Origin of the sequence: Duganella sp. P38, from assembly GCF_050859475.1 — a bacterium.
GTDB lineage: Bacteria > Pseudomonadota > Gammaproteobacteria > Burkholderiales > Burkholderiaceae_D > Rugamonas.
Genome location: NZ_CP193936.1, coordinates 3,226,238 through 3,248,915 on the forward strand (window position 1 = coordinate 3,226,238; position 22,678 = coordinate 3,248,915).

Below are 22,678 nucleotides of genomic sequence, written 5' to 3' on the forward strand. Positions count from 1 at the left end.
CCCTAAAAAACGGTTCGGAGCTGCACACCGGCATCCCTGATGATGCTGGCAGACACCTTCAACCAATTTAGAGGCTCACCATGAAACGCATCATTCTTGCCGGCGTCATCGCCGTTGCCGCCATCTCGTCGGCCCACGCGGCCAGCATCACCGGCCTGAACAACACTGGCCTGGGCGCGAGCGGCAGTGGCGACAGCAACTACAAGCTCAGCGCCGCCAGCAGCGACACCGGCATCACCAGCACTGTTCCGGTCATTACGTACGACAAGGACTGGCCGATCAACCCATGGATGGCCAACAACAGCACCTCGCGCTGGATCACGCCGACGGCCAGCCAGGGCCAAAGCCTGGACGCGTGGAGCGCCGGCACGTACACCTACACGCTATCGTTCAACCTGGCCGGCTACGACGCCAGCACCGCCTCGTTCGCGGGCCGGATGGCGGCGGACAACGCCGTCACGGTCAAGCTGAACAATCAAATCATCGGCGGCGGCGCCAGCTTCAGCGACTGGGCCAGCTTCAGCGCGAACAGCGGCTTTGTCGCCGGCGTCAACACGGTGGACTTCATCGTCACCAACTGGGCGCAGAACGGCGGCAACCCGACCGGTCTGCGGGTCGAATTCGGCAGCTCGAGCGTCACCGCCGTACCGGAGCCCGAAACCTACGCCATGCTGCTGGGTGGCCTCGGCCTGGTAGGCCTCCTTCCCCGCCGCCGCAAACTTCGGGGTCAGGTCTGACATTCGCACACGAGCTGGTCGCTAGACCGGCGCGATTGCTGATCTTCGTCATGGTGTAAGCTGGCGGCCGGAGTAGGGTGGTTTCATGAGCCGCCCTCTACGATTAGAATTTGCCGGTGCTGTTTACCACGTCACTTCGCGTGGCGACAGGCAGCAGACTATCTATCGCGACGATAGCGATCGCTACACGTGGCTGGCGATGCTCGGCGGTGTGTGCGAGCGCTTCAACTGCGTGGTTCACGGTTTTTGTCAGATGACCAACCACTATCATCTGCTGATCGAAACCGGCGACGCCAACCTCGCGCAGGGCATGCGACATCTTAACGGGCAATATTCGCAGTACTTCAATCGCCGCCACCATCTCGTCGGCCATCTTTTTCAGGGCCGATACACTGCAATCCTGGTGCAGAAAGAGAACTACCTGCGCGAACTGGCGCGGTACATCGTACTGAATCCGATCAGGGCGAATATGGTAGCCGCGCCGGAAGCCTGGCCCTGGAGCAGCTATGCGATGACCATACAGTCGGTTCCGCCGCCGGCGTGGCTGCGCACCGACTGGATACGCAGCCAGTTCGCCGCCTCGCGCGCCGAAGCTATCATGGCTTACCGGGCTTTTGTGGCGTCCGGATCGGGGGCAACCAGCCCCATCGCCAACGTCAGGCATCAGCTCATGCTGGGGGATGACGATTTTGTGGCGCGACACCGCAATGCGCAACCATCAGACCTATCAGACGAGGTCAAGCGACGTCAGCGCCGCGCTTTAGCCCTATCGCTGGCGGAGTACCAAACGCGGTTTCCGGACCGCGATCAGGCGATCGCCGCCGCATATTTCTCCACCGCATATACGATGAAGCAGATTGCGCAGCACTTCCGTGTGCATTACCGCACCGTCAGCCGTATCGTTGAGCGCACGGAATCCAACAGCCGTGCTCGTGTGCGAATGTCAGACCTGACCCCGAATGATGAGGTGGAATGAAAAAGCCGCCCGCAGGCGGCTTTTTGGGGCGGCGGCCGCTTAGTCGGCGGCGTAGATGTTGTTGTCCTTGGTTTCGCCGACGAACAGCGCGCCAATCACCAGCGTGATCAGGGCGATGATGATCGGGTACCACAGGCCGTAGTAGATGTCGCCCTTGAATGCTACCAGCGCGAACGAGATCGTCGGCAGCAGCCCGCCGAACCAGCCGTTGCCGATGTGGTAGGGCAGCGACATCGAGGTGTAGCGTATGCGCGTCGGGAACATTTCTACCAGCATCGCGGCAATCGGGCCATACACCATCGTGACGTATAGCACCAGGATGAACAGGATCAGCACCATCATCGGTTTGTTGATCTGCGATTCGTCCGCTTTGGCCGGGTAGCCGGCCGCCTTCACCGCGGCTGCGACTTCTTTTTCAGCGCGGCGTCGGCGTCTTTCGAGGCCTTGTCGAAGTTCAGGCCGTCCGGGGTCAGCACCGCGTTGAAGGCGGAAATCTCCTTGTCACCGACTTTGATTCTGGCCACGCTGCCAGCCGGCGCGTCCTGCTTGGTGTAGTTCACCGAGGCGTTCGACAGGATGCTGGTGGCAATGTCGCACGAGGAGGTGAATTTCTTCTGGCCCGTCGGGTTGAACTGGAAGTTGCACGAGGCCGGGTCGGCATACACCACCACCGGCGAGTTTTTCAGCGCCGCTTCCAGTTGCGGGTTGCCGTAGTGCGTCAGCGCGCCGAACAGCGGGAAGTAGGTGGCCGCCGCGATCAGGCAGCCGCCCAGGATGATCCATTTGCGGCCGATCTTGTCCGACAGGATGCCGAAGAAGATGAAGAACGGCGTCGCCAGCGCCAGCGACAGCGCGGTCATGATGTTGGCGCTGGCGCCGTCGATCTTCAGCACCTGCGTCATGAAGAACAGCGCGTAGAACTGGCCGGTGTACCACACCACCGCCTGGCCCATGGTCAGGCCGACCAGCGCCAGGATCACGACTTTCAGGTTTTTCCATTGGCCGAAGGCTTCGCTCAGCGGCGCCTTCGAGGTTTTGCCCTCGGCTTTCATCTTGGCGAAGGCCGGCGATTCATTCATCGACAGCCGTATCCATACCGAAATGCCGAGCAGCAGCACCGATACCAGGAACGGCACGCGCCAGCCCCAGGTGTTGAACGCTTCCTCGCCGATCGCGGTCCGCGTGCCTAGGATCACCAGCAGCGACAGGAACAGGCCCAGCGTCGCGGTGGTTTGAATCCAGGCGGTGAAGGAGCCGCGCTTGCCTTGCGGCGCGTGCTCGGCCACGTAGGTGGCCGCGCCGCCGTATTCGCCGCCCAGCGCCAGCCCTTGCAATATCCTCAGCCCGACCAGGATGATCGGCGCGGCGATGCCGATCGCCGCGTAGCCGGGCAGCAGGCCGACAATGAAGGTGGAGGCGCCCATGATCAGAATGGTCACCAGGAAAGTGTATTTGCGGCCGACCATGTCGCCCAGCCGGCCAAACACCACGGCGCCGAACGGACGCACGATGAAGCCGGCGGCAAACGCCAGCAGCGCAAAGATGAAGGTGGTGGTCGGTTCGCCGATGAAGAATTGCTTGGCGATGATGGGCGCCAGCGAGCCGTACAGGTAAAAGTCATACCACTCGAACACGGTGCCCAGCGAGGAAGCGAAAATCACCTTGCGCTCTTCGGCGGTGATCGGCGCTGCCGGCTTGGGCAGGTTGCGGGAATCCGCAGTACCGCTATTTGCCATGATGTGTCTCCTTTTAGGATTTTTTAGGATGTTATTTCCCCGGCTGAGATAGTTAGCACTTCGTCAGCTTGATCCGAGTGTGGGCGCGTAACCTTACGCGATGCTTTCACGAAACTTACGCGAAACTTACACAAATATTTGCGAACGACCGTACTAAAACTATGCTATTCTGGTTTGAATAACACTTCACTATAGGAGACTCTCATGATCGATGCCGTCATTGTTTCTACCGCCCGTACCGGTTTGGCGAAGTCCTGGAAGGGTGCGTTTAACATGACCCACGGCGCCACCCTCGGCGGCCATGTGTTGCAGGCAGCCATAACGCGCGCCAATCTGGAGGCCGGCGAGGTGGAGGATGTGCTGGTCGGCTGCGCCAATCCCGAAGGCGCCACCGGCGGCAACATCGCGCGCCAGATCGCCATTCGCGGCGGCTGCCCGGTGACCACCGCCGGCATGACGATCAACCGCTTCTGCTCGTCCGGCCTGCAGACGATAGCCACCGCCGCCCAGCGCATCATTGCCGGCGAGGGCGAGATCTACGCGGCCGGCGGCGTCGAGTCGATTTCCTGCGTGCAGCAGGAGATGAATATGCATATGTACAAGGAAGTCTGGCTGTCGAAGAACAAGCCGGAAATCTATTGGCCGATGCTGCAAACGGCGGAAACCGTCGCCAAGCGCTACAACATCAGCCGCGAGCGCCAGGACGAGTACGGCACGCAGAGCCAGCAGCGCGCCGCCGCCGCCCAGGCCGCAGGCCTGTTCGATGCCGAGATCGTGCCGATGACCACCGTGATGGGCGTGGCCGATAAGGCGTCCGGCCAGCTGCTGTCGCGCTTGGTGACGATCGCCGCCGACGAGGGCATCCGCGCCGATACCACCTATGAGGCCGTGGCCAAGATCCGTACCGCGCTGCCGGGCGGCGTGATCAGCGCCGGCAACGCCAGCCAGTTCTCCGACGGCGCCTCGATGGCCGTGGTGATGAACGCGCAGACTGCCGCCGCCAAGGGCTTGCAGCCGCTGGGCGTGTTCCGCGGCTTCGCGGTCGCCGGCTGCGAACCGGATGAGATGGGCATCGGCCCGGTATTCGCCGTGCCCAAGCTGCTGAAAAAGCCGGCCTCAAGGTCGAGGACATCGGCCTGTGGGAGCTGAACGAAGCGTTTGCCGTGCAGGTGCTGTACTGCGCAGACAAGCTGGGCATTCCGATGGACCGCCTCAACGTCAACGGCGGCGCCATCGCGGTCGGCCATCCTTACGGCGTGTCGGGCGCGCGCCTGGTTGGCCATGCGCTGATCGAGGGCAAGCGCCGTGGCGTCAAGTATGTGGTGGTCACCATGTGTATCGGTGGCGGCCAGGGAGCGGCAGGCCTGTTCGAAGTGGTGTAAGCATGCGCTCGACCATTCTGTCGCGCCGCGACCTGTCGTTCATGTTGTACGAATGGCTGGACGCGGAGGCGTTGACGCGCCGCGCCCGCTTCGAGGAACACAACCGCGAGACCTTCGACGCCGCGCTCGATACCGCCGAACGGCTCGCCACCGACCTGTTCGCCACCCACAACAAGAAGGCGGACGGCAACGAGCCGCATGTGGTCGACGGCAAGGTGCAGATCATTCCCGAGGTGAAAGCCGCGCTGGACGCGTTCTCGCTGGCCGGCCTGATGGCTGCCGGCCAGGACTATGAACGCGGCGGCATGCAGCTGCCGGTCGTGGTCGAGAAAGCGCTGGCCGCCTACTTTACCGCCGCCAACGTCAGCACTTCGGCCTATACCTTCCTGACGATGAGCAATGCCAACACCTTGCTCAAGTGCGCGACGCCGCAGCAGATCGAGACTTATGTGAAGCCGATGCTGGCCGGCCGCTTCTTCGGCACCATGTGCCTGTCCGAGCCGCAGGCCGGTTCCAGCCTGTCGGACATCACCACCCGCGCGGTGCCGGACGGCGAGGGCCGCTATCGCCTGAGCGGCAACAAGATGTGGATATCCGGCGGCGAGCACGAACTGGCCGAAAACATCATCCACCTGGTGCTGGCCAAGATACCCGGCGAAGATGGCAAGCTGATCGCCGGCGTCAAAGGCATTTCGCTGTTCATCGTGCCGAAGTACCTGGTCAACGCTGACGGCAGCCTCGGCGCGCGCAACGATATCGCGCTCGCCGGGCTGAACCACAAGATGGGCAATCGCGGCACCACCAACTGCCTGCTCAACTTTGGCGAAAACGGCGGCGCCATCGGCTACCTGGTCGGCAAGCCGCACCACGGCCTGGCCAATATGTTCCACATGATGAACGAGGCGCGCATCGGCGTCGGCCTTGGCGCGGCGGTGCTGGGCTATACCGGCTATCTGCATGCGCTGGAATATGCGCGCAACCGTCCGCAAGGCCGTCATCCGGCGCAGAAAGACCCGTCGCAGCCGCAGTTGCCGATCATTCAGCACACCGATGTCAAGCGCATGCTGCTGGCGCAGAAGGCGTATGTGGAAGGCGGCCTCGGCCTGGTGCTGTATAGCGCCCGCCTGGTCGACGAGCAGAACACCGCGGAAACGCCGGAAGCGCGCGAACACGCGGCGCGCCTGCTCGATTTCCTGACGCCGGTGACCAAATCCTGGCCATCGCAATGGTGCGTCGAGGCCAACAGCCTGGCGATCCAGGTGCACGGCGGCTACGGCTACACGCGCGAGTACAACGTCGAGCAGTTCTACCGCGATAACCGCCTGAACGCCATCCACGAGGGCACGCACGGCATCCACGGCCTCGATCTGCTGGGCCGCAAGGTGACGTTGCAGGACGGCGCCTTGTTCCGCGCCTTTGGCGCCGAGCTGCGCAAGACGGTGCGCAAGGTACGCGGTAGTGTCGGCGCGCCGGACGCCGTCGGTCCGGGCCTGGCCACCATCAGCGTCGAATTGCTGGCGCATGCGGACGCGCTGGAACAGGCCTGGCGGAACGTGGAAGAAGTGACGCAGAAGCTGTATGCTGTCGGCGATTTGAACAAGACGCTGGCTAACGCGAGCTTGTATCTGGAAGCCGTCGGGCATGTGGTGGTGGCGTGGATCTGGTTGCAGCAGGCCTTGCTGGCGGCGGCCTCGCTGGCCAGCGGCGATACGGATTTCTATCGCGGCAAGTTGCAGGCTTGCCTGTATTTCTTCCAGTGGGAGTTGCCGAAGGTCGGGCCGCAGCTGGCGTTGCTGGCCAGTGTAGATACCACCACGCTGGATATGAAGGATGCGTGGTTTTGACCGTCACTCCCGCGCAGGCGGGAGTCGATGGATCGCTTGCCCGGCATGGGTCCCCGCCTTCGCGGGGACGACGGCGGGCGTACAAGGAGACAATATAATGCGTACTACCCAAGAACTGTTTTCATTGGCCGGCAAAACCGCCCTGGTCACCGGCGGCTCGCGCGGCCTCGGCCTGCAGATGGCGCTGGCACTGGGCGAGCAGGGCGCCAAGGTCGTCATCTCGGCGCGCAAGCAGGCCGAACTCGATGAGGCCGTCGCCTTCCTGACCCAGCGCGGCATCAGCGCCCACGCGGTCGCCGCCGACCTGTCGCAAGAGCCGCAGGCCGAAGCGTTGGTCGAGGCCGCCATCGGCCACCTCGGCCACATCGACATCCTGATCAACAACGCCGGCGCCAGCTGGGGCGCGCCGGCCGAAGACCACCCGCTGGAAGCCTGGGACAAGGTGATGGACCTGAACATCCGCAGCATCTTCGTGGTGTCGCAGCTGGTCGGCAAGCGCTCGATGATACCGCGCCAGTCCGGCCGCATCATCAATATCGCCTCGATCGCCGGCCTGGCCGGCAACCCGCCGGGCACCATGCAGACTATCGCCTACAACACCTCGAAAGGCGCGCTGGTCAACTTCACCCGCACGCTGGCCGGGGAGTGGGGCCGCCACGGCATCACCGTCAACGCGCTGGCGCCGGGCTTCTTCCCGTCCAAGATGACCAAGGGCCTGCTGTCGGCGATGGGCGACCAGCTGACCGGCCATGCGCCGCTGAACCGGCTTGGCGACGATGAAGACCTGAAAGGCGCCACCGTCCTGTTCGCTTCTGACGCGGGCAAGCACATCACCGGCCAGATTCTGGCGGTGGACGGAGGCGTGTCGGCGGTATGAGCATTCCCCAGACTTACCAGCGCATCGTGCTGGCGGCGCGGCCGCGTGGCGCGGTTGCGCCGGAAAACTTCCGGCTGGAGACTGTGCCCGTGCCCGAGCTGGCCGATGGCCAGGTGCTGATCCGCAATCACTATCTGTCGCTGGACCCGTATATGCGCGGCCGCATGAGCAAGGCCGCCAGCTACGCCGCCTCGCAGGCGCTGGACGAAACCATGATCGGCGGCACGGTCGGCCAGGTGCTCGCCTCGCGCAACGCATTCTTTCAGGCCGGCGACTACGTCAGCGGCATGCTCGGCTGGGCCGAAATGGGGGTGTCGGACGGCGTGCTGCTGCGCAAGCTCGACACCACGCGCATTCCATTGTCCGCCTACCTTGGCGTGGTCGGCATGCCCGGCATGGCGGCGTGGTACGGCTTTAACCAGATCATGGAGGCGGCCGCCGGCGAAACGGTGGTGGTGTCGGCCGCCAGCGGCGCGGTCGGCAGCGTGGTCGGCCAGCTGGCGCGGCTGCGCGGCTGCCGCGTGGTCGGCATCGCCGGTGGGCCGGAGAAGTGCGAGTACGTGGTGAATGAACTGGGCTTCGACGCCTGCGTCGACTACAAGGCCGGCAATCTGGAGGCCGGGCTGGCCGCCGCCACGCCGGACGGCGTTGACGCCATTTTCGAAAACGTCGGCGGCGCCTGCCTGGACGCCTCGCTGGCGCGCACCAACGCCTTTGCCCGCGTCGCGCTGTGCGGGCTGATCGCCGGCTACAACGGCGCCGACATGCCGATCAAGAATGCGCGCGTGCTGCTGATTAACCGCCTGACGCTGCGCGGTTTCATCATCACCGAGCACATGGAGTTTTGGCAGCAGGGCTTGCAGGAGCTGGCCGTGCTGGTCGCCAATCGTCAGATCAAGTACCGCGAGACGGTGGCCGATGGCCTGGCCGCCGCGCCGCAAGCGTTCATGGGCCTGCTTCAAGGGCATAACTTTGGCAAACAACTGGTGAAGCTCATATGAAAACATTCCGAGACAAAGTCGTGGTGATTACCGGCGGTGCAAGCGGTCTGGGCCGTCAATTTGCGCAGGTCGCCGCGCGCGAAGGCATGAAGCTGGTGCTGGCCGATGTGCAGGCCGACGCGCTGGAACAGGCCACAGAAGAGCTGCGCGCGCAGGGCGCCAGTGTCATTTCACGCCTGTGCGATGTGCGCAAGGGCGAGCAGGTGCAGGCGCTGGCCGACGCTGCCGTGGCCGAGTTCGGCGTCGTGCATCTGGTGTTCAACAACGCCGGCGTCGGCTCGGCCGGGCTGATCTGGGAAAACACCGAGGCGGACTGGGAATGGGTGATGGGCGTCAACGTCTGGGGCGTGATCCATGGCGTGCGCATCTTCACCAGGCTGATGCTCGACGCCGCCGCGTGCGACAGCGCCTTTGAAGGCCACATCGTCAACACGGCCTCGATGGCCGGCCTGCTGAACGCACCGGCGATGGGCGTCTACAACGTTTCCAAGCACGCGGTGGTGTCGCTGTCGGAAACGCTGTACCACGACCTGCAACTGGTCGGCGCGCCGATAGGCGCCTCGGTGCTATGCCCGTACTTTGTGCCGACCGGCATCAGCCAGTCGCACCGCAACCGCCCGGACGACGTGCGGATGACGGCCGGCCCGACCGCCAGCCAGGTGGCGGCCCAGTTCATGACCGACAAGGCGGTGTCGTCTGGCAAGGTGTCGGCCGGGGAAGTGGCGGAACTCACCTTCAAGGCTATCGCCGACGGCAAGTTTTATATTTATTCGCATCCGGACGCGCTGGTCGGCGTGCGCGTCAACCTGGAGAGCGTGGTGGCGGGCGACAATCCGCCCGATCCCTATGCCGCCACGCCGCACATCCGCGACCTGTTGCGCGCCAAAATCCAGGGGGCTTCCAAGCCGGCGGGTTGACGTGCGACAATCGTATTTTCGTCGAAAGGAAATGCGATGAGCACGTACCAAATCACCCTGGGAGACTGGGGTACGCTGAGCGCCGACGCCAAGGCCATCCGCACCGAAGTCTTTGTCGAGGAGCAGGGCGTTCCTGCCGAGCTGGAAATGGACAGCATGGACGCGCTGTGCCTGCATGCGGTCGCCTATGATGCCGAAGGCACGCCGGTCGGCACTGGCCGCCTGCTGCCGGACGGTCATATCGGCCGCATGGCGGTGCGCCAGGTTGCGCGCGGCAGCGGCGTCGGCGGCGCCTTGTTGCAGGCGCTGATGCAGCAGGCCAAGGTGCGCGGCGACCACCATGTGGCGCTGAGCGCGCAGACGCATGCGGCGCCGTTCTACCAGCGCCACGGCTTTGCCATCGAAGGGGAAGAGTTTTACGAGGCGGGCATCGCCCACATCAATATGCAGCGCAACTTCTAAAACACGAATCAGGCCTCGCTGTCGATCAGCAGGCCTTTCGTCGTCAGATTCTTGCCGATTTCCAGCGATTGTTCGGAAGGGAATTGGCGCAAGACCTCCTTGGTTTCAGTATCGATGACCTTGATGACGGACACGCCGCTGTCGTCGTCGATGCTGAAATGCACCTCACTATTGTTCTCAAGAAAACGGTTGATCGCCTCAACCGAGTTTTTTAACTCAGTTTTACTCAGCGGGCGGGACGCGGGCGCTTCATTCGCGGCGACAATAGCCTTTGCGGATTCGGCGCCGGCGGTTCTCGCGGAGGCCGGCGCGGACGTTGCCACCGACGTGGCGGCGGTAGCGGGCAGCACGGCGAAACCGTAGATGTTGCTCGTGTCCATGATGGGTCGTTTTCCTTCCTGAAAGTGGGGCAGTTCATTGGTTGGGATTGCCCCGCTACAGGAGGTAACGGCAGGTCTGAGAAAAAGTTGAGTCAAATAGTGAAGAAAACGCAAGAAAATTTTGCCGGTCCATTGGACCCGGCGGATTGCCAGCAATTCCTCGAACTGGTGGGCTATGCGTCCGCAGGTGCGCACGGCCGCAGCCACTGGCGCCTTCAACGCCGGGCTGATCGCCGCGTCGCAGGTGTCCGGGATTGCCGCTCCCTCCGCAACAGCCATCGGGGGAGCTGGTGATCGTCAACCACCGCATCGGGCAGCAGGAGATCGACGCGCTGCTGCAAGCGGTGCTGACACTGGGTAACGCGCTTATGGAGTCCGGATGACATTTGATGCAAGCATTATCGGGCGCCACAACGCGCCGCTGATCGGCGTGGCGCCGCTGATGCGCCGCGCGTTTGCCGGCGAAGACCTGTCGCCGGTCGGGCAAACGCTGCTGGAGCGCGCCCAGGCCTATCCGAACGACGCCCATGCCTACATGGATTTCTCGACCGTGCTGCAACTGACCGGCGACCGCGACGACGCGCTGGCGGTACAGGCCGAGGCGATCATGTTGCAGCCGCATTACACCATCGCCGCGCGGCGCGCGCCGGCGCTGACCTTGCTCGTGTTGATGGGACCGGGCGATCTGATGGCTAATACGCCGGTTGAATTCCTGGTCGAAAACAGCGATGTCACGCTGGAGTTGCTGTACCTGCGCGGGGACGAGGATTTTCCCGATGAGGTGCCGGAACATGATGTGATGCTGGTGGCGGTGGCCGAATCGGAAGCCAACCAGCTGCTATTGCAGCGGCTGGTTGAATACACCAGCGACTGGCCACGGCCGGTCATCAACCGGCCGGAAAAGATCCGCGTGCTGTCGCGCGATGGCGTCTGCGCGGCGCTGCGCAATATGCCGGGCGTGGAAGTACCGGTGACGGTGCGCACCGGCTTGGGCGCGCTGAATTCGGTTGCCTCCGGCGCGCTGCCGATCGAAGCGCTGTTGCTGGATGGCGCTTTCCCGATCATTGTCCGGCCGCTGGCCTCGCATGCGGGCACGAATATGCAGAAGCTCGACACGCCTGCGGCGCTGGGCAGGTATTTGAAGGATGTGCATGGGCCGCAGTTTTACGTGTCGCGCTTTGTCGATTACCGTAGCGCGGACGGGCTGTTCCGCAAATACCGTATCGTGCTGATTGAAGGTCAGCCCTTCATCTGCGACTACGCCGTTTCGACGAACTGGAATCTCAACGCTGGCATGACCGATAGTGCGCAGAAACGCAACGAGGAGGCGGCCGCGATGGCCGCGTTCGACACCAGCTTCGCACAGCGCCACAGGGCGGCGCTGCAGGCCATCGATCAGCGCATGGGCTTGCCGTATCTGGGCATCGATTGCGCTGAGATGCCGAACGGCGAGTTGCTGATTTTCGAGCTCGACAACGCAATGATCGTCCATGCCATGGACCCGGAGCCGATCTTCCCCTACAAAATTCCGGCGCTGCAGAAGGTGTTTGCGGCCTTCCGGGCACTGTTGCAGCGTTCGAAGAAAGCCGGTTTGCTGGCGTAGCGTGGGCTGCGCCGGTTGTTAGCCGTGTTGAGCCGGGTAGGTTTATTGCGGCTAAGCGCGTCAGTGGATCAGCATTTCTTCCAGCGTGGCCGGAGCGTTGGCGTAGAGTTTGACAACGGTGGAGGTGCGGGTGCCGTAGCCAGGGCTTTCGATGCAGACGGCCGACAGCGCGCGCTCCAGGTCCAGCGGCACGCCGGTTTCCGGCAGGCGCAGGTCGGGGGCCTGGGCCGTGTCGGACAGCATCTCGAAGAAGGCTTCGTCCGGGGCGCCCAGGCAGAGCAGGCTGGCGAACTGGGCCTTGGTCTTCACCACTTTCGGCCATGGGGCATCCAGCAGCGCGTTCGACAGGCCGTAGACGCCGGGCGCGAGCGGCTTGCCGTTGCGCGGATCGTTGTCGCCCTTATTGGAGTACCAGATCAGCGTATCGCGGTCGCCCAGCACGAGGTTGAAGCCGTTGTATTGGTCGGCGCCCGGGCGAATCGCTTCGACGTAGGCTTCCGGCGTCATGCCGCCGGCCAGGTAGTCGGCCACCAGCTGGCCGCGCGACGGTGCATTGTCCTTGTGTTGGGCAGGCGCGCGAATGTTGGTAATGGCGGCAAAGCGCGACGGCCCGCCATCATCGCCGGGCCTGGTGATGCCCATCCAGCTGCCGCCGGCCTGCAAGTCGCGGCCGGCGTAGATGTGCGGATGCTCGGGCCATGGCGCGGCCGGGGCGGTGGCGCGCTGGTAGAACTCGTCGCGGTTGGCTGCGGCGATCAGCGGCACCGCCGGCACCACCTGCCAGGCAAAAACAATCAGGCACATGGGACGACATCCATAAACGCTTCAGTGTGGCGCAGGCCGGTGGTGTACTGGTCCACGCCAGCTTCGGCCACGGCTTGCTGCAAGGCTGCCGCGAATCCGTCCGGCGTGGCGGCGTACACTTCCATCCATGTCTGCAAGCCTTCCTTGGCGCCGGGACGGCGCTTGAGCTGGCAAGCGACGCCGTGGCGCTGCGCCAGTGCGGCCTGCATGCCGGCAACCGCCGCCAGCAAGCGGGCCACGTCGGCCTCCTTGACCTTGTAGTAGATATACAGGTCCATGTCAGAGGTCGAGCGGTTCAAGCACGTAAGGCATGTCGAGGAAGGTCAGCGCCGGTCCTTGCGCCGAACCCAGGCGCACCGAGCCGCCCTCGATGGCCGCCAGCTTCATTTCCACCAGCGCATCGACGCCGCCATGGCCGTTCGGCGCGGCGTTGACGATCATGCCGCACGGCTGCTCGGGATCGGCCGTGGCGAATACTTCTTGGCCGGCCGCTGCCGTGAGGTCGGGAATGCTGACCAGCGTGGTGCGCCGTTTGAGCTTGCCCAGATACTGGCTGCGCGCAACGATTTCCTGGCCCGGATAGCAGCCTTTCTTGAAATTGACTCCGCCCAGCAGCTCGAAATTGACCATCTGTGGCACGAACTGTTCCTGCGTGGCCTTGGCGATCACCGGAATGCCGGCGTGAATTTCCGACAGTTGCCAGGCCTCGTTGGTGCCGACGTTGAGCTTATCGGCCAGCTCTGCAACCACGTTCTGCGCCGTTTCGGCCGACAGCAGCCATTGATAGCGCGGCGCGCCGAACGCATCGGCAACGCGGATCAGCGTGCCCAGCGGGTGATCCAGCTTGGCGAACGGCGTGGCGGGCAGGGCGTCGAACCAGGTTTGCAGCGCGGCCTCGGCCAAGCCGCCGCCCAGGCCGAGCACCACGGCGTTGGCCGGCAGCGCGGTGGCGTCGCTCAGCTTGGTCTTGGCGCGCAGCACGAACATCGACAGGCGCTTTTGCACCGCCGCCTGGATGTCGCGTGGCAGTTGCAGGAAGATAGTGGTATCGCTGCGCCACATCAGGAAAGACGCCAGCAGGCGGCCCTTCGGCGAACAGTAACCGGCCAGCGCGCTTCGCGCTGGCCCAGGTGTTCAACGTCATTGGTCAGCTGGTTATGCAGGAAGCTGGCCGATTCTTCGCCGTCGAGCGCGATCAGGCCCAGGTCGGTAATCGGGGCAACAAAGCCTGCTGCCAGTTGCGTGGCGCCCAGGGGAGCGGCTTGCTGCGCTAAAAGTTCATTCCAAGAAGACATAATTTTCAATTATTTGACGGTGAAAGCATTATCATTACGGGCTCATTATAGTGATGTCGCGAAGATCGCGTCAGATGCCGCACAAAACGCGGCACTGGCGGACCCAGCCAAGAACTGGCAAGCTGTGCGACTTGATCCAACAATACGGCTTTCACAATGGCTTTTATCAAAAAAATAATAGGACTGTGTTTCGTGCTGGCGCTCGCCGGCGGTGCTTACTTTGCGTACTGGTCGCAAGCCCCGATCATTCCCGATGAAGCCGAGGCCATCGACTTCACCATTACCCCCGGCAGCGGCGCCCATGCCGCCGGCCAGCAGATCGCCGAGGCTGGCGTACCGATCCAGCCATTGCTGTTCAACCTGCTGGCGCGCGTGACCAACAAGAGCGCCAGGCTGAAAGCCGGTTCCTACGAACTGAAGCCCGGCTCGACGCCGCTGCGCCTGATCGACCAGCTGGCGCGCGGCGAATTCGCGCAGGAACAGCTGACCATCATCGAGGGCTGGACCTTCCGCCAGATGCGGGCGGCCATCGCCGCGCACAAGGGCCTCAAGCACGACACGGTGGCGATGTCGGACCAGGAAGTGTTGAGCGCCATCGCCTCCGACTACAAGCAGGCCGAAGGCTTGTTCTTCCCCGATACCTATCTGTTCGCCAAAGGCGCGAGCGATCTGCAAATCTACAAGCAGGCGCATGTGATGATGCTGACGCGGCTGAACGACGCCTGGGCCAAGCGCGACGCCGCGCTGCCCTACAAGTCGCCGTACGAGGCGCTGACGATGGCGTCCATCGTTGAAAAGGAAACCGGCCAGAAGTCCGAACGGGCGATGATCGCCGGCGTGTTCGTCAACCGCCTGCGCCTGGGCATGCTGCTGCAAACCGATCCGACCGTCATCTACGGCATGGGCCTGAAGTACGACGGCAAGATCCGCAAGAAGGACCTGGAAACCGACACCCCGTACAATACCTACACGCGCACCGGCCTGCCGCCGACGCCGATCGCCTTGCCGGGCGTGCAATCGCTGACGGCGGCGATGTCGCCGGCCAGGACGGCAGCGCTGTATTTCGTCTCGCGCGGCAATGGCACCAGCCAGTTCTCGGACAATCTGAACGACCATAACCGCGCAGTCAACCAGTATCAACGATAAGAAGCAATGAGCAAATTTATCACCTTTGAAGGCATCGATGGCGCCGGCAAGTCCACCCACATCGCCTTCGTCGCCGATTACATCAGGCAGCGCGGCATCGAGCTGGTCAGCTCGCGCGAGCCGGGCGGCACGCCGCTCGGCGAAAAACTGCGCGACCTCGTGCTGCACGAAAAAATGCATATTGAAACCGAGGCGCTGCTGGTGTTCGCCAGCCGCCGCGAGCACATCGCGCAGGTGATCGAGCCGGCGCTGCAGCGCGGCGCCTGCGTCATTTCCGACCGCTTCACCGATTCCAGCTTCGCCTACCAGGGCGGCGGCCGCGGCATGAGCCTGGCCAGGCTGGAGGCGCTGGAACAATGGGTGCATCCGGCGCTGCAACCGGATCTGACGCTGCTGTTCGACGTGCCGCTGGAAGTGGCGCGCGCCCGGCTCGACGCCACCCGCGAACTGGACAAGTTCGAGCAGGAACAGGCCGATTTCTTCGCCGCCACCCGCAACGAGTATCTGCGCCGCGCGGCCGAGTTCCCGCAGCGCTTCCGCGTGATCGATTCGACGCAGAGCATCGCCGCCATCCAGCAGCAGATCGCCGCCATCCTTGACGCGTTCTTTTGAAATAGAATACTGAATAATGAGTAATTCCATCTACCCGTGGCAGGAATCGTCGTGGCAGCAGCTGCAAACGCTGCGCCAGCGCATGCCGCACGCCATCTTGTTCCATGGCGCCGCCGGGATAGGCAAGTCCGATTTCATTGAAACCTTCGCGCAAGGCCTGCTGTGCGAGGCGGTGCTGGCGGACGGCCATGCCTGTGGCCAGTGCGCTTCCTGCGGCTGGTTCTCGCAGCAGAATCACCCGGACTACCGGCGCGTGCGGCCGGAGTCGATGGAAGACGAGCCGGTCGACGAAGAGGGCGACGGCGAAACCAGGAAGGCCGCCAAGTCCAAGACGCCATCCAAGGAAATCAAGATCGAGCAGATCCGCTCGCTGGCCGATTTCATGAATATTTCGACCCACCGCCAGGGCTTGCGCGTGGTGGTGCTGTACCCGGCCGAAGCGCTCAACAACGCCGCCTCCAACGCCTTGCTGAAGACGCTGGAAGAGCCGCCGCCGGGCACCGTATTCCTGCTGGCTTCCAACAGCCTGGACCGCTTGCTGCCGACCATCCTGTCGCGCTGCCGCAAGTTCGCGCTGCCGATGCCGGGTCACGACGAGGCGCTGGCCTGGCTCAAGGCGCAGGGCGTGGCCGACGCCGACAGCTGGCTGCGCGAGCAGGGCGGCGCGCCACTGGCGGCATTGCAGCAGGCCGAGGCCGGCAGCCGTGACGATCTGGAAACCTTGCTGCAACTGCTGGCCCATCCGAGCGTCGAAGCGGCCTTGAAAGTGGCCGACAAATTGCAGAAGGTGCCGCTGTCGGGCCCGGTTTCATGGTTGCAGCGCTGGCTTTACGATGTGTTTTCGTACAAACTGGCGGGCAACATCCGGTATTATCCGCGTTACCAGAAAGAGCTGGCCAGCCTGGCCGACAAGATCCACGTCAGCCGCCTGCTGGCCGCGATCAAGAGCGCGAACGAGCGGCGCGCAACCTCGGACCATCCGCTGTCGCCCAAGCTGTTCCTGGAGGATATGCTGCTAGACTATGCCAACTGCTGTGCCTGAAAGGTAAGCTCATGTCCGCTGCCAGCCCGCTCCCTCCGAACACCGCGTCGATGGCGCCGCGGCCGACGGTGTTGTCGCTGGCAATCAAGGAAAAGGCGGCGCTGTACGCCGCCTACATGCCTTTCCTCAGGAACGGCGGCATGTTCGTGCCAACGCAAAAGCCCTACAAGCTGGGCGACGAGGTTTATCTGATCCTGGCGCTGATGGACGATCCCAACAAATACCCGATCGCCGGCAAGGTGGCCTGGATCACGCCGCCCGGCGCGCACCACAACAAGGCGCAAGGCATCGGCGTGCATTTCCCTGACGACGAGAGCGGCCGCCGCGCCCGCCTGCGCATCGAAGAAATCCTCGGCGCAGCCTTGCGCTCATCGCGCGCTACCCACACGCTTTAATGATGATGTTGTTGTCTGAGCATAGCCGCTACCGTGGCGCGCTGGCTGGCTGGCCTGGCTTGGGCGACGCGGTCGGCGCCGTCGAATTCAAACCGCGCGGCAGCTTCGCACAGATGACCGGCTTCCGGCCGACTGGATGAGCAAGTTGGCGATGCGCGACGATATTCTCGCGCTGGCGGACCGCCTGCTGGCCGAGCGAGCGGGCAGGCCTGGCTAACCGTGCAGCGTGCGCGGCGCCAGCTGGATCGGACCGGCCGGCAGCGGCGTATCGACATCGAACACCGAGCTGCGGCCGCCGGACAGCACCATGCTGAACGGCGTGCTGTCATTGGTGCCGCAGCGGGTGCCGGCTTGCAGCTGGCTGAAGTCGCCGAAGCCGTGCTCGTGCGGCAGGCTGGCGTAAGCGTCGATTTCCAGTTCATCGATGCGCGCCGAGAGCTGCGCGACGGTCGCGCGCAACGCTGCAAGCTCGCGATCCTTGGCTTGCAGCGCCAGTTCCTGCCCGGCGCACAATTCGCGGAAGCGCCGCTCGGCGTCGTCGTGCAGGCGGGCGGCCAGCTGTTCGACCAGCGCGTTGAGGCTGCGTTCGGTGTCGTCGCGCTTGATGCCGCCGGCGTGGCTGTCTTCCTCGTGCAGCTCTTTCAGATGCTTGTGGATGGTGGACTTGGACCCGGTGCCCAGGTCCAGGCGGACCGCGTCAACGGAAGGGTAGCGCCCTCCGGCCAGCAGCCGGTCGCGGCTGGCCTTGACTTCTGCCTTGGTTAATCCGGTACGCGCCATGTCTCCATCCTTTGTTGTTTGCTAGCTGGCTTGTCCCACTAGCCCGCGATTCTGTGCACGATTGAGTTTAGGGTGCACCATTGGAATCGTCAACATGGTGCTGCCGACCGCCATCAGCAGCAGCGCGGTGAAGGTCTCGCTGGTGATGATCTGCTTGTCCAGCAGAATATTGGCAAACACGATTTCGATCAGGCCTTTCGATTGCAGCAGCCAGCCGATGATCGACGCCTCGCCATCCTTCCACTTCAGGATTTTGCCGGCCATGTGCGCCGCCGCCACCTTGCCCCCGACCGAGGCCAGCATCAGCAGGCCGGCGACGAAGAACACCGAATAGCCGCCCACATCCCACTTGGTGCGCAGGCCGGTGCTGAGGAAGAACACCGGCATCATGATCAGCAGCACGTTCTTGAACAGCGCGTCCAGCGCTTCCTGGCCGAACCATTCGGCGTCCATCACCACGCCGGCGAGGAAGGCGCCGACCATGTAATGCAGGCCGGCCCAGTCGGCGCCGAACGCGCACAGGATCAGCCAGATCAGGGCGATCGCCCAGCGGTCGTTCTGTTGCAGGCGCGCCATCAGGCGACGGAACAGGAAGGTCAGCACGCCGAACGCGACCAGGAAGCCGACCTGGCGGCCGACGCGTTCCCAGTCCAGCATCAGCAGCGCCAGCACGCCCCAGATGGCGACGTCGTCCAGGCTGGCGTAGCGCAGCAGGCGCTGGCCCATCGGCTGGCGCAGAATCTCCAGTTTTTCCAGCAGCATCACCAGCACCGGCAGCGCGGTGACGGCGCAGGCCATGCCGGTGCCAACCATGAATTGCCAGTCGGCCGCCTTGGCGCCTTTCCAGCCTTCGTAGTTCAGCAACAGCAGCGCGGCGGCGCAGCCGCAGATCAGCGGCACCGTCAGCGACAGGCCGGCGGTGGTGAAGCTTTCGCGGCGGTGCAGCCAGGTCTTGCGCAGGTCCAGTTCAACGCCGGCCAGCATGACAAACAGCATCACGCCCCATAGCGCGATGCCGTTGATGGTTTTCACCACGTCCGGCGTGAACACGAAGCGATGGTAGTCGGGGAAGGCGCTGCCCATGATGCCGGGCCCCATGATCAGGCCCATGACGATCTGCACCACCACCAGCGGCGCGAAGTAATCGGTCCTGCCGAGGCGCCAGACCAGATAAGGCACGGCGAAGATCAGCAGCATCGCCAGCAGGAAAATTTCGGTAGTGCTCATAAGTCTCCTTTTTTATGTAACGTAATTACATACCGTGCGCCGATACTAAAATGAAATTATTAAATTGCAAAGCGATTTCTTGATGTCAGTGGTATCGCTCCCACAAAATCGGGTGTATGGCGGTATCGGGTACAATCGCGGCATGTATATCGACTCCCATTGCCACATCAATTTCCCTGAGCTGGCCGCTCGCATGCCCGAAGTGCTCGCCAAGATGGCGGACAACAAGGTGACCCACGCGCTGTGCGTGTCGGTCGACTTGCCGGACTTCCCGCAGGTGCTGGCGCTGGCGCACCAGTATCCGCACATCTACGCCTCGGTCGGCGTGCATCCGGACTATGAAGACACGCCGGAACCGTCGGTCGAGCAGCTGGTGCAGCTGGCCGATGACCCGAAAATCCTCGCCATCGGCGAGACCGGGCTGGATTACTACCGGCTGGAAGGCGATCTGGAATGGCAGCGCGAGCGTTTCCGCACCCATATCAAGGCCTCGCGGATTACCCGCAAGCCGCTGATTATCCATACCCGCAGCGCCAGCGAAGACACCATCCGCATCATGCGCGAAGAGGGCGCCGGCACGGACGCCGGCGGCGTGGCCGGCGTGATGCACTGCTTTACCGAGTCGCTGGAGGTGGCGCAGGCGGCCATCGAGATGGGTTTCTACATTTCGTTTTCCGGCATCGTTACCTTCAAGAGCGCCAAGGAATTGCAGGCGGTGGCGCTGGCCCTGCCGCTGGAGCGCATCCTGATCGAAACCGATTCGCCCTACCTGGCGCCGGTGCCGTATCGCGGCAAGATGAACGAGCCGGGCTATGTCGCCCATGTGGCCGAATACATCGCCCAGCTCAAGGGCGTGCCGGTCGAGGAAGTGGCGGCGCAGACAAGCGCCAACTTCCGCAAACTGTTCAGCGTGCCGGCATGATGACGCGCCGCCGGGTGCTGCTGGGACTGGCCGCCGCGCTGGCGCTGCCATCGTTCGCTGCCGGGCAGAGCGACGCCGAGGTCGACTTCATCCGCGCGGCGCAGCTGGACGCGGTCAGCCGCGTGAAGACGGCGCTGGCGCGCGGCGTCAATCCGAACACGCGCGATGCCAACGGCGAAACCGGCCTGATTATCGCCATGCGCTACGAGGCGATGAAGGTTGCCCGGCTGCTGATGGCCACCCCCGGCATCGACCTCGAAGCCAAGGCGCCCAACGGCAACACGGCGCTGATGATGGCGGCTTTCCGCAAGAACCGGGAGGCGGTGGTGGAATTGCTGGAACGCGGCGCCCAGGTCAACCAGAAAGGCTGGACCGCGCTGCACTACGCGGCCGCTGCCGGCAGCATCGAGATCACCTCGCTGCTGCTGGAAAAACACGCCTATATCGACGCTGAAACGCCCACCGGCATGACGCCGCTGATGATCGCCGCCCGTGAAGGCCAGGAAGAGGTGGTCGGGCTGCTGCTGGTCGAAGGCGCCGACGCCACGCTGAAAGACGGCGGCTTCCACCTGAACGCGGCCGGATTCGCAACCAAGGCCGACAAACCCTGGATCGCCAGGCAGATCAACGCCTTCCTCGCCGCTAGGCAGCGCTGAGCGCGGCCAGATAGTCGTTGATGACGTCGGAGCTGGCCGACGGCGCGCTCAGGTGCGGACAGTGGCCGATGTTGTCGATCACGGCCAGCTGGCTGTTGGCCAGGTGCGCGTGCAGGTAGTCGCCGACTTCGCGCGGGGCGATCAGGTCGTCGCTGCATTGCAGGATCAGCGCCGGCACCGTGGACTGTTCGACGTCCGCGCGGTGGTCCGAGGTGAAGGTGACGCGCGCGAAGTGGCGCGCGATGTCCGGGTCGTTACGCTCGAAACGCGTCAGCAGCTCTTGCGATAGCGCCGGCTGCTTGGGCGCGCCCATGATGACCGGCGCCATGCGCTTGATCCAGCTGTCATAGTCGATTTCCATCAGTTTCAGCAGGCCGTCGATGTCCTCCGGGTTGTAGCCGCCGACATAATCGCCGTCGTTGATATAGCTGGCCGACGGCCCGACCATGATTTGCGCCTTGAATTTTTCCGGCGCGATGATGGACGCCAGCATGCCGATCATGGCGCTGACCGAGTGCCCGACAAACACCACCGGCGCTTTCGCATACAGGTCGATCACATCCAGCACATCCTCCGCGTGGCCGTGCAGCGTGCCGTACTTGTCGCGGTCGTAGGCGCTCAGGTCCGAGCCGCCGCTGCCGACCAGATCGAGCAGCACTACCCGGTAGCGGCCGAGGAACGAGGGATAGATGAAGCGCCACATTTGCTGGTCGCAGCCGTAGCCGTGCACGAACATGATGGTGGCCGGGCCGTCGCCGTGGCAGCGGACGTTGTTGCGAAACTGGACAGACATGCTGACTCCGTTGAGACATTGAGAATTGGAGGGTATTTTCTCCCTAGTTCCCGGGATGGCGCTTCAACAATCTTAACGATAATGGCCGAAGTGCATCAACCAAGGACCGTCATGCTGAACGAACGCGAAATCGAGAGCTGCTATCTGGGGCAGTTCATTCCTCTTCACTACCACCACAATATGCTGATGGATCAGAACCGCATGCACGGGTTCAAGTCCGCCATCGATTATGCCGTGAAACCGGGCGCCAAGGTGCTGGAGTTGGGCGGCGGCACCGGCGTGCTGTCGTGGTTCGCCGCCGCCAGGGCGTCCAAGGTGTATTGCGTCGAGTTCAATCCGGACATGGTGAAGGAGGCGCGCAAGTTCCTGTCGATGAATCCGAACGGCGAGAAGGTCGAGGTGGTGCACGCCGACGCCTTCGAATACCTGCCGCCGGAGCCGGTCGATGTCGTCATCTGCGAGATGATCCACGTCGCCATGCTGCGCGAAAAACAGGTGGAGGTGATCGAATCGTTCAAGCGCCGCTACCTGGAGCGTTTCGGCGGGCCGCTGCCGGTGTTCCTGCCGGAGGCGGTCATCATGGCGGTGCAGCCCTTGCAGCAGGAGTACGATTTTGAAGGCTTTTACGCGCCGATCGTGCAGTTCCAGGAAACCACGGTCATCTATCCGGGCACGGTGGAGATGGCGCAGCCGGCCGTGTACAGCATCATCGACTTCAATCAGCCGAACGAGTTGCTGTATGCGTGGCAGGGTAAGTTCGTGGTCGAGCGCAACGGCGAAATCAACGCGATGCGCTTCGTGACCAAGAATATTCTGGCCGTGGTGCAGGAGCGCTCGTCCACCATCGACTGGCTCAACCACTACATGACGCTGCCGCTGGCCACCCCGGTCAAGGCGCGCGAGGGGGATGTGCTGCAGGTGAGCTTCCAGTACCGCGCCGGCGGCGCCATTGCCTCGCTGCAAGCGACGCTGAAGGCCGAAGTGCTGTACGAAGCGGTGTTGCAAGCTGCGCAAGCGGTGCCTGCCTTCGCATAAAAGTCCCCACGGCGGTCGTTCTGGCGCGTATATTTCGTCTTTTACGAAAGATTTAT

The 22,678-nt window shown here is 63.5% G+C and carries 22 protein-coding genes and 3 pseudogenes; 17 read left to right on the top strand and 8 right to left on the bottom strand.

Annotated features, from left to right (window positions below):
* Positions 1–80 precede the first annotated feature (80 nt).
* The gene (locus tag ACRQ5J_RS14960; RefSeq protein ID WP_432377681.1) at positions 81–737 is read left to right on the top strand and encodes a PEP-CTERM sorting domain-containing protein; all 657 of its coding nucleotides are present in this window, start codon (positions 81–83) and stop codon (positions 735–737) included.
* An 85-nt stretch (positions 738–822) separates the two neighbouring features.
* Positions 823–1,713: a transposase gene (locus ACRQ5J_RS14965; RefSeq protein WP_432377682.1), complete on the top strand. Its 891-nt coding sequence runs from the start codon at positions 823–825 to the stop codon at positions 1,711–1,713.
* A 39-nt stretch (positions 1,714–1,752) separates the two neighbouring features.
* Here ACRQ5J_RS14965 and ACRQ5J_RS14970 read toward each other — a convergent pair.
* Positions 1,753–3,449, bottom strand: a pseudogene (locus tag ACRQ5J_RS14970) (MFS transporter).
* A 204-nt stretch (positions 3,450–3,653) separates the two neighbouring features.
* Between ACRQ5J_RS14970 and ACRQ5J_RS14975 the strand changes: the two are divergent.
* From ACRQ5J_RS14975 to ACRQ5J_RS15000, 6 genes and pseudogenes are all read left to right on the top strand, one after another.
* A pseudogene (locus tag ACRQ5J_RS14975) lies at positions 3,654–4,831 on the top strand (acetyl-CoA C-acyltransferase).
* Between the two features lie 2 nt (positions 4,832–4,833).
* A complete protein-coding gene (locus tag ACRQ5J_RS14980) occupies positions 4,834–6,675 on the top strand; it encodes an acyl-CoA dehydrogenase (RefSeq protein WP_432377683.1) in 1,842 nt (613 codons plus the stop codon).
* Between the two features lie 97 nt (positions 6,676–6,772).
* Entirely contained in the window at positions 6,773–7,552 is a 780-nt protein-coding gene (locus tag ACRQ5J_RS14985; RefSeq protein ID WP_432377684.1) for an SDR family oxidoreductase, read from the top strand.
* Entirely contained in the window at positions 7,549–8,553 is a 1,005-nt protein-coding gene (locus tag ACRQ5J_RS14990) for an NADP-dependent oxidoreductase (protein WP_432377685.1), read from the top strand. Before ACRQ5J_RS14985 ends, ACRQ5J_RS14990 begins: the two co-directional genes overlap by 4 nt.
* On the top strand, positions 8,550–9,470 hold the full coding sequence (locus tag ACRQ5J_RS14995) for an SDR family oxidoreductase (RefSeq protein WP_432377686.1): 921 nt from the start codon (positions 8,550–8,552) through the stop codon (positions 9,468–9,470). The genes ACRQ5J_RS14990 and ACRQ5J_RS14995 overlap by 4 nt, the downstream gene beginning before the upstream one ends.
* 36 nt (positions 9,471–9,506) lie before the next feature.
* Positions 9,507–9,932: a GNAT family N-acetyltransferase gene (locus ACRQ5J_RS15000; protein ID WP_432377687.1), complete on the top strand. Its 426-nt coding sequence runs from the start codon at positions 9,507–9,509 to the stop codon at positions 9,930–9,932.
* 8 nt (positions 9,933–9,940) lie between these two features.
* On the opposite strand, the gene ACRQ5J_RS15005 is transcribed toward ACRQ5J_RS15000, so the two are convergent.
* Positions 9,941–10,591 carry a flagellar protein FlaG gene (locus tag ACRQ5J_RS15005; RefSeq protein WP_432377688.1) on the bottom strand — a complete coding sequence of 217 codons (651 nt, stop codon included), beginning with the start codon at positions 10,589–10,591 and terminating at the stop codon, positions 9,941–9,943.
* Positions 10,592–10,691: 100 nt separating this feature from the next.
* On the opposite strand from ACRQ5J_RS15005, the gene ACRQ5J_RS15010 reads away from it, so the two are divergent.
* On the top strand, positions 10,692–11,915 hold the full coding sequence (locus tag ACRQ5J_RS15010; protein ID WP_432377689.1) for an ATP-grasp domain-containing protein: 1,224 nt from the start codon (positions 10,692–10,694) through the stop codon (positions 11,913–11,915).
* A gap of 60 nt (positions 11,916–11,975) precedes the next feature.
* Here ACRQ5J_RS15010 and ACRQ5J_RS15015 read toward each other — a convergent pair whose 3' ends face one another.
* The 3 genes and pseudogenes from ACRQ5J_RS15015 to ACRQ5J_RS15025 all read right to left on the bottom strand — a co-directional run bounded on the left by ACRQ5J_RS15015 (position 11,976) and on the right by ACRQ5J_RS15025 (position 14,014).
* Positions 11,976–12,719, bottom strand: coding sequence for an NRDE family protein (locus ACRQ5J_RS15015; protein ID WP_432377690.1), 744 nt, complete (start codon positions 12,717–12,719; stop codon positions 11,976–11,978).
* Positions 12,710–12,997 carry a DUF4936 family protein gene (locus ACRQ5J_RS15020; protein ID WP_432377691.1) on the bottom strand — a complete coding sequence of 96 codons (288 nt, stop codon included), beginning with the start codon at positions 12,995–12,997 and terminating at the stop codon, positions 12,710–12,712. Before ACRQ5J_RS15020 ends, ACRQ5J_RS15015 begins: the two co-directional genes overlap by 10 nt.
* 1 nt (position 12,998) lies before the next feature.
* Positions 12,999–14,014: pseudogene (locus ACRQ5J_RS15025) on the bottom strand (YgfZ/GcvT domain-containing protein).
* 156 nt (positions 14,015–14,170) lie between these two features.
* On the opposite strand from ACRQ5J_RS15025, the gene mltG reads away from it, so the two are divergent.
* The 5 genes from mltG to ACRQ5J_RS15050 are packed head-to-tail and all read left to right on the top strand — an operon-like array spanning position 14,171 to position 17,349.
* Positions 14,171–15,160, top strand: coding sequence for an endolytic transglycosylase MltG (gene mltG, locus ACRQ5J_RS15030; RefSeq protein WP_432377692.1), 990 nt, complete (start codon positions 14,171–14,173; stop codon positions 15,158–15,160).
* Between the two features lie 6 nt (positions 15,161–15,166).
* Entirely contained in the window at positions 15,167–15,772 is a 606-nt protein-coding gene (tmk, locus tag ACRQ5J_RS15035) for a dTMP kinase (protein ID WP_432377693.1), read from the top strand.
* 16 nt (positions 15,773–15,788) lie between these two features.
* Positions 15,789–16,814: a DNA polymerase III subunit delta' gene (locus ACRQ5J_RS15040; RefSeq protein ID WP_432377694.1), complete on the top strand. Its 1,026-nt coding sequence runs from the start codon at positions 15,789–15,791 to the stop codon at positions 16,812–16,814.
* Positions 16,815–16,825: 11 nt separating this feature from the next.
* Positions 16,826–17,209 carry a PilZ domain-containing protein gene (locus ACRQ5J_RS15045; protein ID WP_432377695.1) on the top strand — a complete coding sequence of 128 codons (384 nt, stop codon included), beginning with the start codon at positions 16,826–16,828 and terminating at the stop codon, positions 17,207–17,209.
* 2 nt (positions 17,210–17,211) lie between these two features.
* A complete protein-coding gene (locus ACRQ5J_RS15050) occupies positions 17,212–17,349 on the top strand; it encodes a hypothetical protein (RefSeq protein WP_432377696.1) in 138 nt (45 codons plus the stop codon).
* Positions 17,350–17,422: 73 nt separating this feature from the next.
* Here ACRQ5J_RS15050 and ACRQ5J_RS15055 read toward each other — a convergent pair whose 3' ends face one another.
* Both ACRQ5J_RS15055 and ACRQ5J_RS15060 read right to left on the bottom strand, forming a co-directional pair.
* Positions 17,423–17,989, bottom strand: coding sequence for a DNA-binding protein (locus ACRQ5J_RS15055; RefSeq protein ID WP_432377697.1), 567 nt, complete (start codon positions 17,987–17,989; stop codon positions 17,423–17,425).
* A 21-nt stretch (positions 17,990–18,010) separates the two neighbouring features.
* Entirely contained in the window at positions 18,011–19,216 is a 1,206-nt protein-coding gene (locus ACRQ5J_RS15060; protein WP_432377698.1) for a cation:proton antiporter, read from the bottom strand.
* A gap of 142 nt (positions 19,217–19,358) precedes the next feature.
* Between ACRQ5J_RS15060 and ACRQ5J_RS15065 the strand changes: the two genes are divergently transcribed.
* Together ACRQ5J_RS15065 and ACRQ5J_RS15070 are read left to right on the top strand one after the other, a co-directional pair.
* Complete coding sequence (locus ACRQ5J_RS15065; protein ID WP_432377699.1) at positions 19,359–20,138, top strand: TatD family hydrolase; 780 nt, start codon at positions 19,359–19,361, stop codon at positions 20,136–20,138.
* The gene (locus ACRQ5J_RS15070; protein WP_432377700.1) at positions 20,135–20,794 is read left to right on the top strand and encodes an ankyrin repeat domain-containing protein; all 660 of its coding nucleotides are present in this window, start codon (positions 20,135–20,137) and stop codon (positions 20,792–20,794) included. Before ACRQ5J_RS15065 ends, ACRQ5J_RS15070 begins: the two co-directional genes overlap by 4 nt.
* On the opposite strand, the gene ACRQ5J_RS15075 is transcribed toward ACRQ5J_RS15070, so the two are convergent.
* Positions 20,781–21,587 (bottom strand): alpha/beta fold hydrolase, encoded by an 807-nt coding sequence (locus tag ACRQ5J_RS15075; RefSeq protein WP_432377701.1) that lies wholly within the window; start codon positions 21,585–21,587, stop codon positions 20,781–20,783. The genes ACRQ5J_RS15070 and ACRQ5J_RS15075 overlap by 14 nt on opposite strands.
* A 111-nt stretch (positions 21,588–21,698) precedes the next feature.
* Here ACRQ5J_RS15075 and ACRQ5J_RS15080 point away from each other — a divergent pair, with 111 nt between their 5' ends.
* The gene (locus ACRQ5J_RS15080; RefSeq protein WP_432377702.1) at positions 21,699–22,622 is read left to right on the top strand and encodes a methyltransferase domain-containing protein; all 924 of its coding nucleotides are present in this window, start codon (positions 21,699–21,701) and stop codon (positions 22,620–22,622) included.
* The last annotated feature ends 56 nt before the right edge of the window (positions 22,623–22,678 follow it).

What these genes read in the sequence shown, in the direction of transcription:
- ACRQ5J_RS14960 (WP_432377681.1), top strand. Translation starts at nt 81, where the DNA reads ATGAAACGCATCATTCTTGCCGGCGTCATCGCCGTTGCCGCCATCTCG.
- ACRQ5J_RS14965 (WP_432377682.1), top strand. Translation starts at nt 823, where the DNA reads ATGAGCCGCCCTCTACGATTAGAATTTGCCGGTGCTGTTTACCACGTC.
- ACRQ5J_RS14980 (WP_432377683.1), top strand. Translation starts at nt 4,834, where the DNA reads ATGCGCTCGACCATTCTGTCGCGCCGCGACCTGTCGTTCATGTTGTAC.
- ACRQ5J_RS14985 (WP_432377684.1), top strand. Translation starts at nt 6,773, where the DNA reads ATGCGTACTACCCAAGAACTGTTTTCATTGGCCGGCAAAACCGCCCTG.
- ACRQ5J_RS14990 (WP_432377685.1), top strand. Translation starts at nt 7,549, where the DNA reads ATGAGCATTCCCCAGACTTACCAGCGCATCGTGCTGGCGGCGCGGCCG.
- ACRQ5J_RS14995 (WP_432377686.1), top strand. Translation starts at nt 8,550, where the DNA reads ATGAAAACATTCCGAGACAAAGTCGTGGTGATTACCGGCGGTGCAAGC.
- ACRQ5J_RS15000 (WP_432377687.1), top strand. Translation starts at nt 9,507, where the DNA reads ATGAGCACGTACCAAATCACCCTGGGAGACTGGGGTACGCTGAGCGCC.
- ACRQ5J_RS15005 (WP_432377688.1), bottom strand. Translation starts at nt 10,591, where the DNA reads ATGGCTGTTGCGGAGGGAGCGGCAATCCCGGACACCTGCGACGCGGCG.
- ACRQ5J_RS15010 (WP_432377689.1), top strand. Translation starts at nt 10,692, where the DNA reads ATGACATTTGATGCAAGCATTATCGGGCGCCACAACGCGCCGCTGATC.
- ACRQ5J_RS15015 (WP_432377690.1), bottom strand. Translation starts at nt 12,719, where the DNA reads ATGTGCCTGATTGTTTTTGCCTGGCAGGTGGTGCCGGCGGTGCCGCTG.
- ACRQ5J_RS15020 (WP_432377691.1), bottom strand. Translation starts at nt 12,997, where the DNA reads ATGGACCTGTATATCTACTACAAGGTCAAGGAGGCCGACGTGGCCCGC.
- mltG (WP_432377692.1), top strand. Translation starts at nt 14,171, where the DNA reads ATGGCTTTTATCAAAAAAATAATAGGACTGTGTTTCGTGCTGGCGCTC.
- tmk (WP_432377693.1), top strand. Translation starts at nt 15,167, where the DNA reads ATGAGCAAATTTATCACCTTTGAAGGCATCGATGGCGCCGGCAAGTCC.
- ACRQ5J_RS15040 (WP_432377694.1), top strand. Translation starts at nt 15,789, where the DNA reads ATGAGTAATTCCATCTACCCGTGGCAGGAATCGTCGTGGCAGCAGCTG.
- ACRQ5J_RS15045 (WP_432377695.1), top strand. Translation starts at nt 16,826, where the DNA reads ATGTCCGCTGCCAGCCCGCTCCCTCCGAACACCGCGTCGATGGCGCCG.
- ACRQ5J_RS15050 (WP_432377696.1), top strand. Translation starts at nt 17,212, where the DNA reads ATGATGTTGTTGTCTGAGCATAGCCGCTACCGTGGCGCGCTGGCTGGC.
- ACRQ5J_RS15055 (WP_432377697.1), bottom strand. Translation starts at nt 17,989, where the DNA reads ATGGCGCGTACCGGATTAACCAAGGCAGAAGTCAAGGCCAGCCGCGAC.
- ACRQ5J_RS15060 (WP_432377698.1), bottom strand. Translation starts at nt 19,216, where the DNA reads ATGAGCACTACCGAAATTTTCCTGCTGGCGATGCTGCTGATCTTCGCC.
- ACRQ5J_RS15065 (WP_432377699.1), top strand. Translation starts at nt 19,359, where the DNA reads ATGTATATCGACTCCCATTGCCACATCAATTTCCCTGAGCTGGCCGCT.
- ACRQ5J_RS15070 (WP_432377700.1), top strand. Translation starts at nt 20,135, where the DNA reads ATGATGACGCGCCGCCGGGTGCTGCTGGGACTGGCCGCCGCGCTGGCG.
- ACRQ5J_RS15075 (WP_432377701.1), bottom strand. Translation starts at nt 21,587, where the DNA reads ATGTCTGTCCAGTTTCGCAACAACGTCCGCTGCCACGGCGACGGCCCG.
- ACRQ5J_RS15080 (WP_432377702.1), top strand. Translation starts at nt 21,699, where the DNA reads ATGCTGAACGAACGCGAAATCGAGAGCTGCTATCTGGGGCAGTTCATT.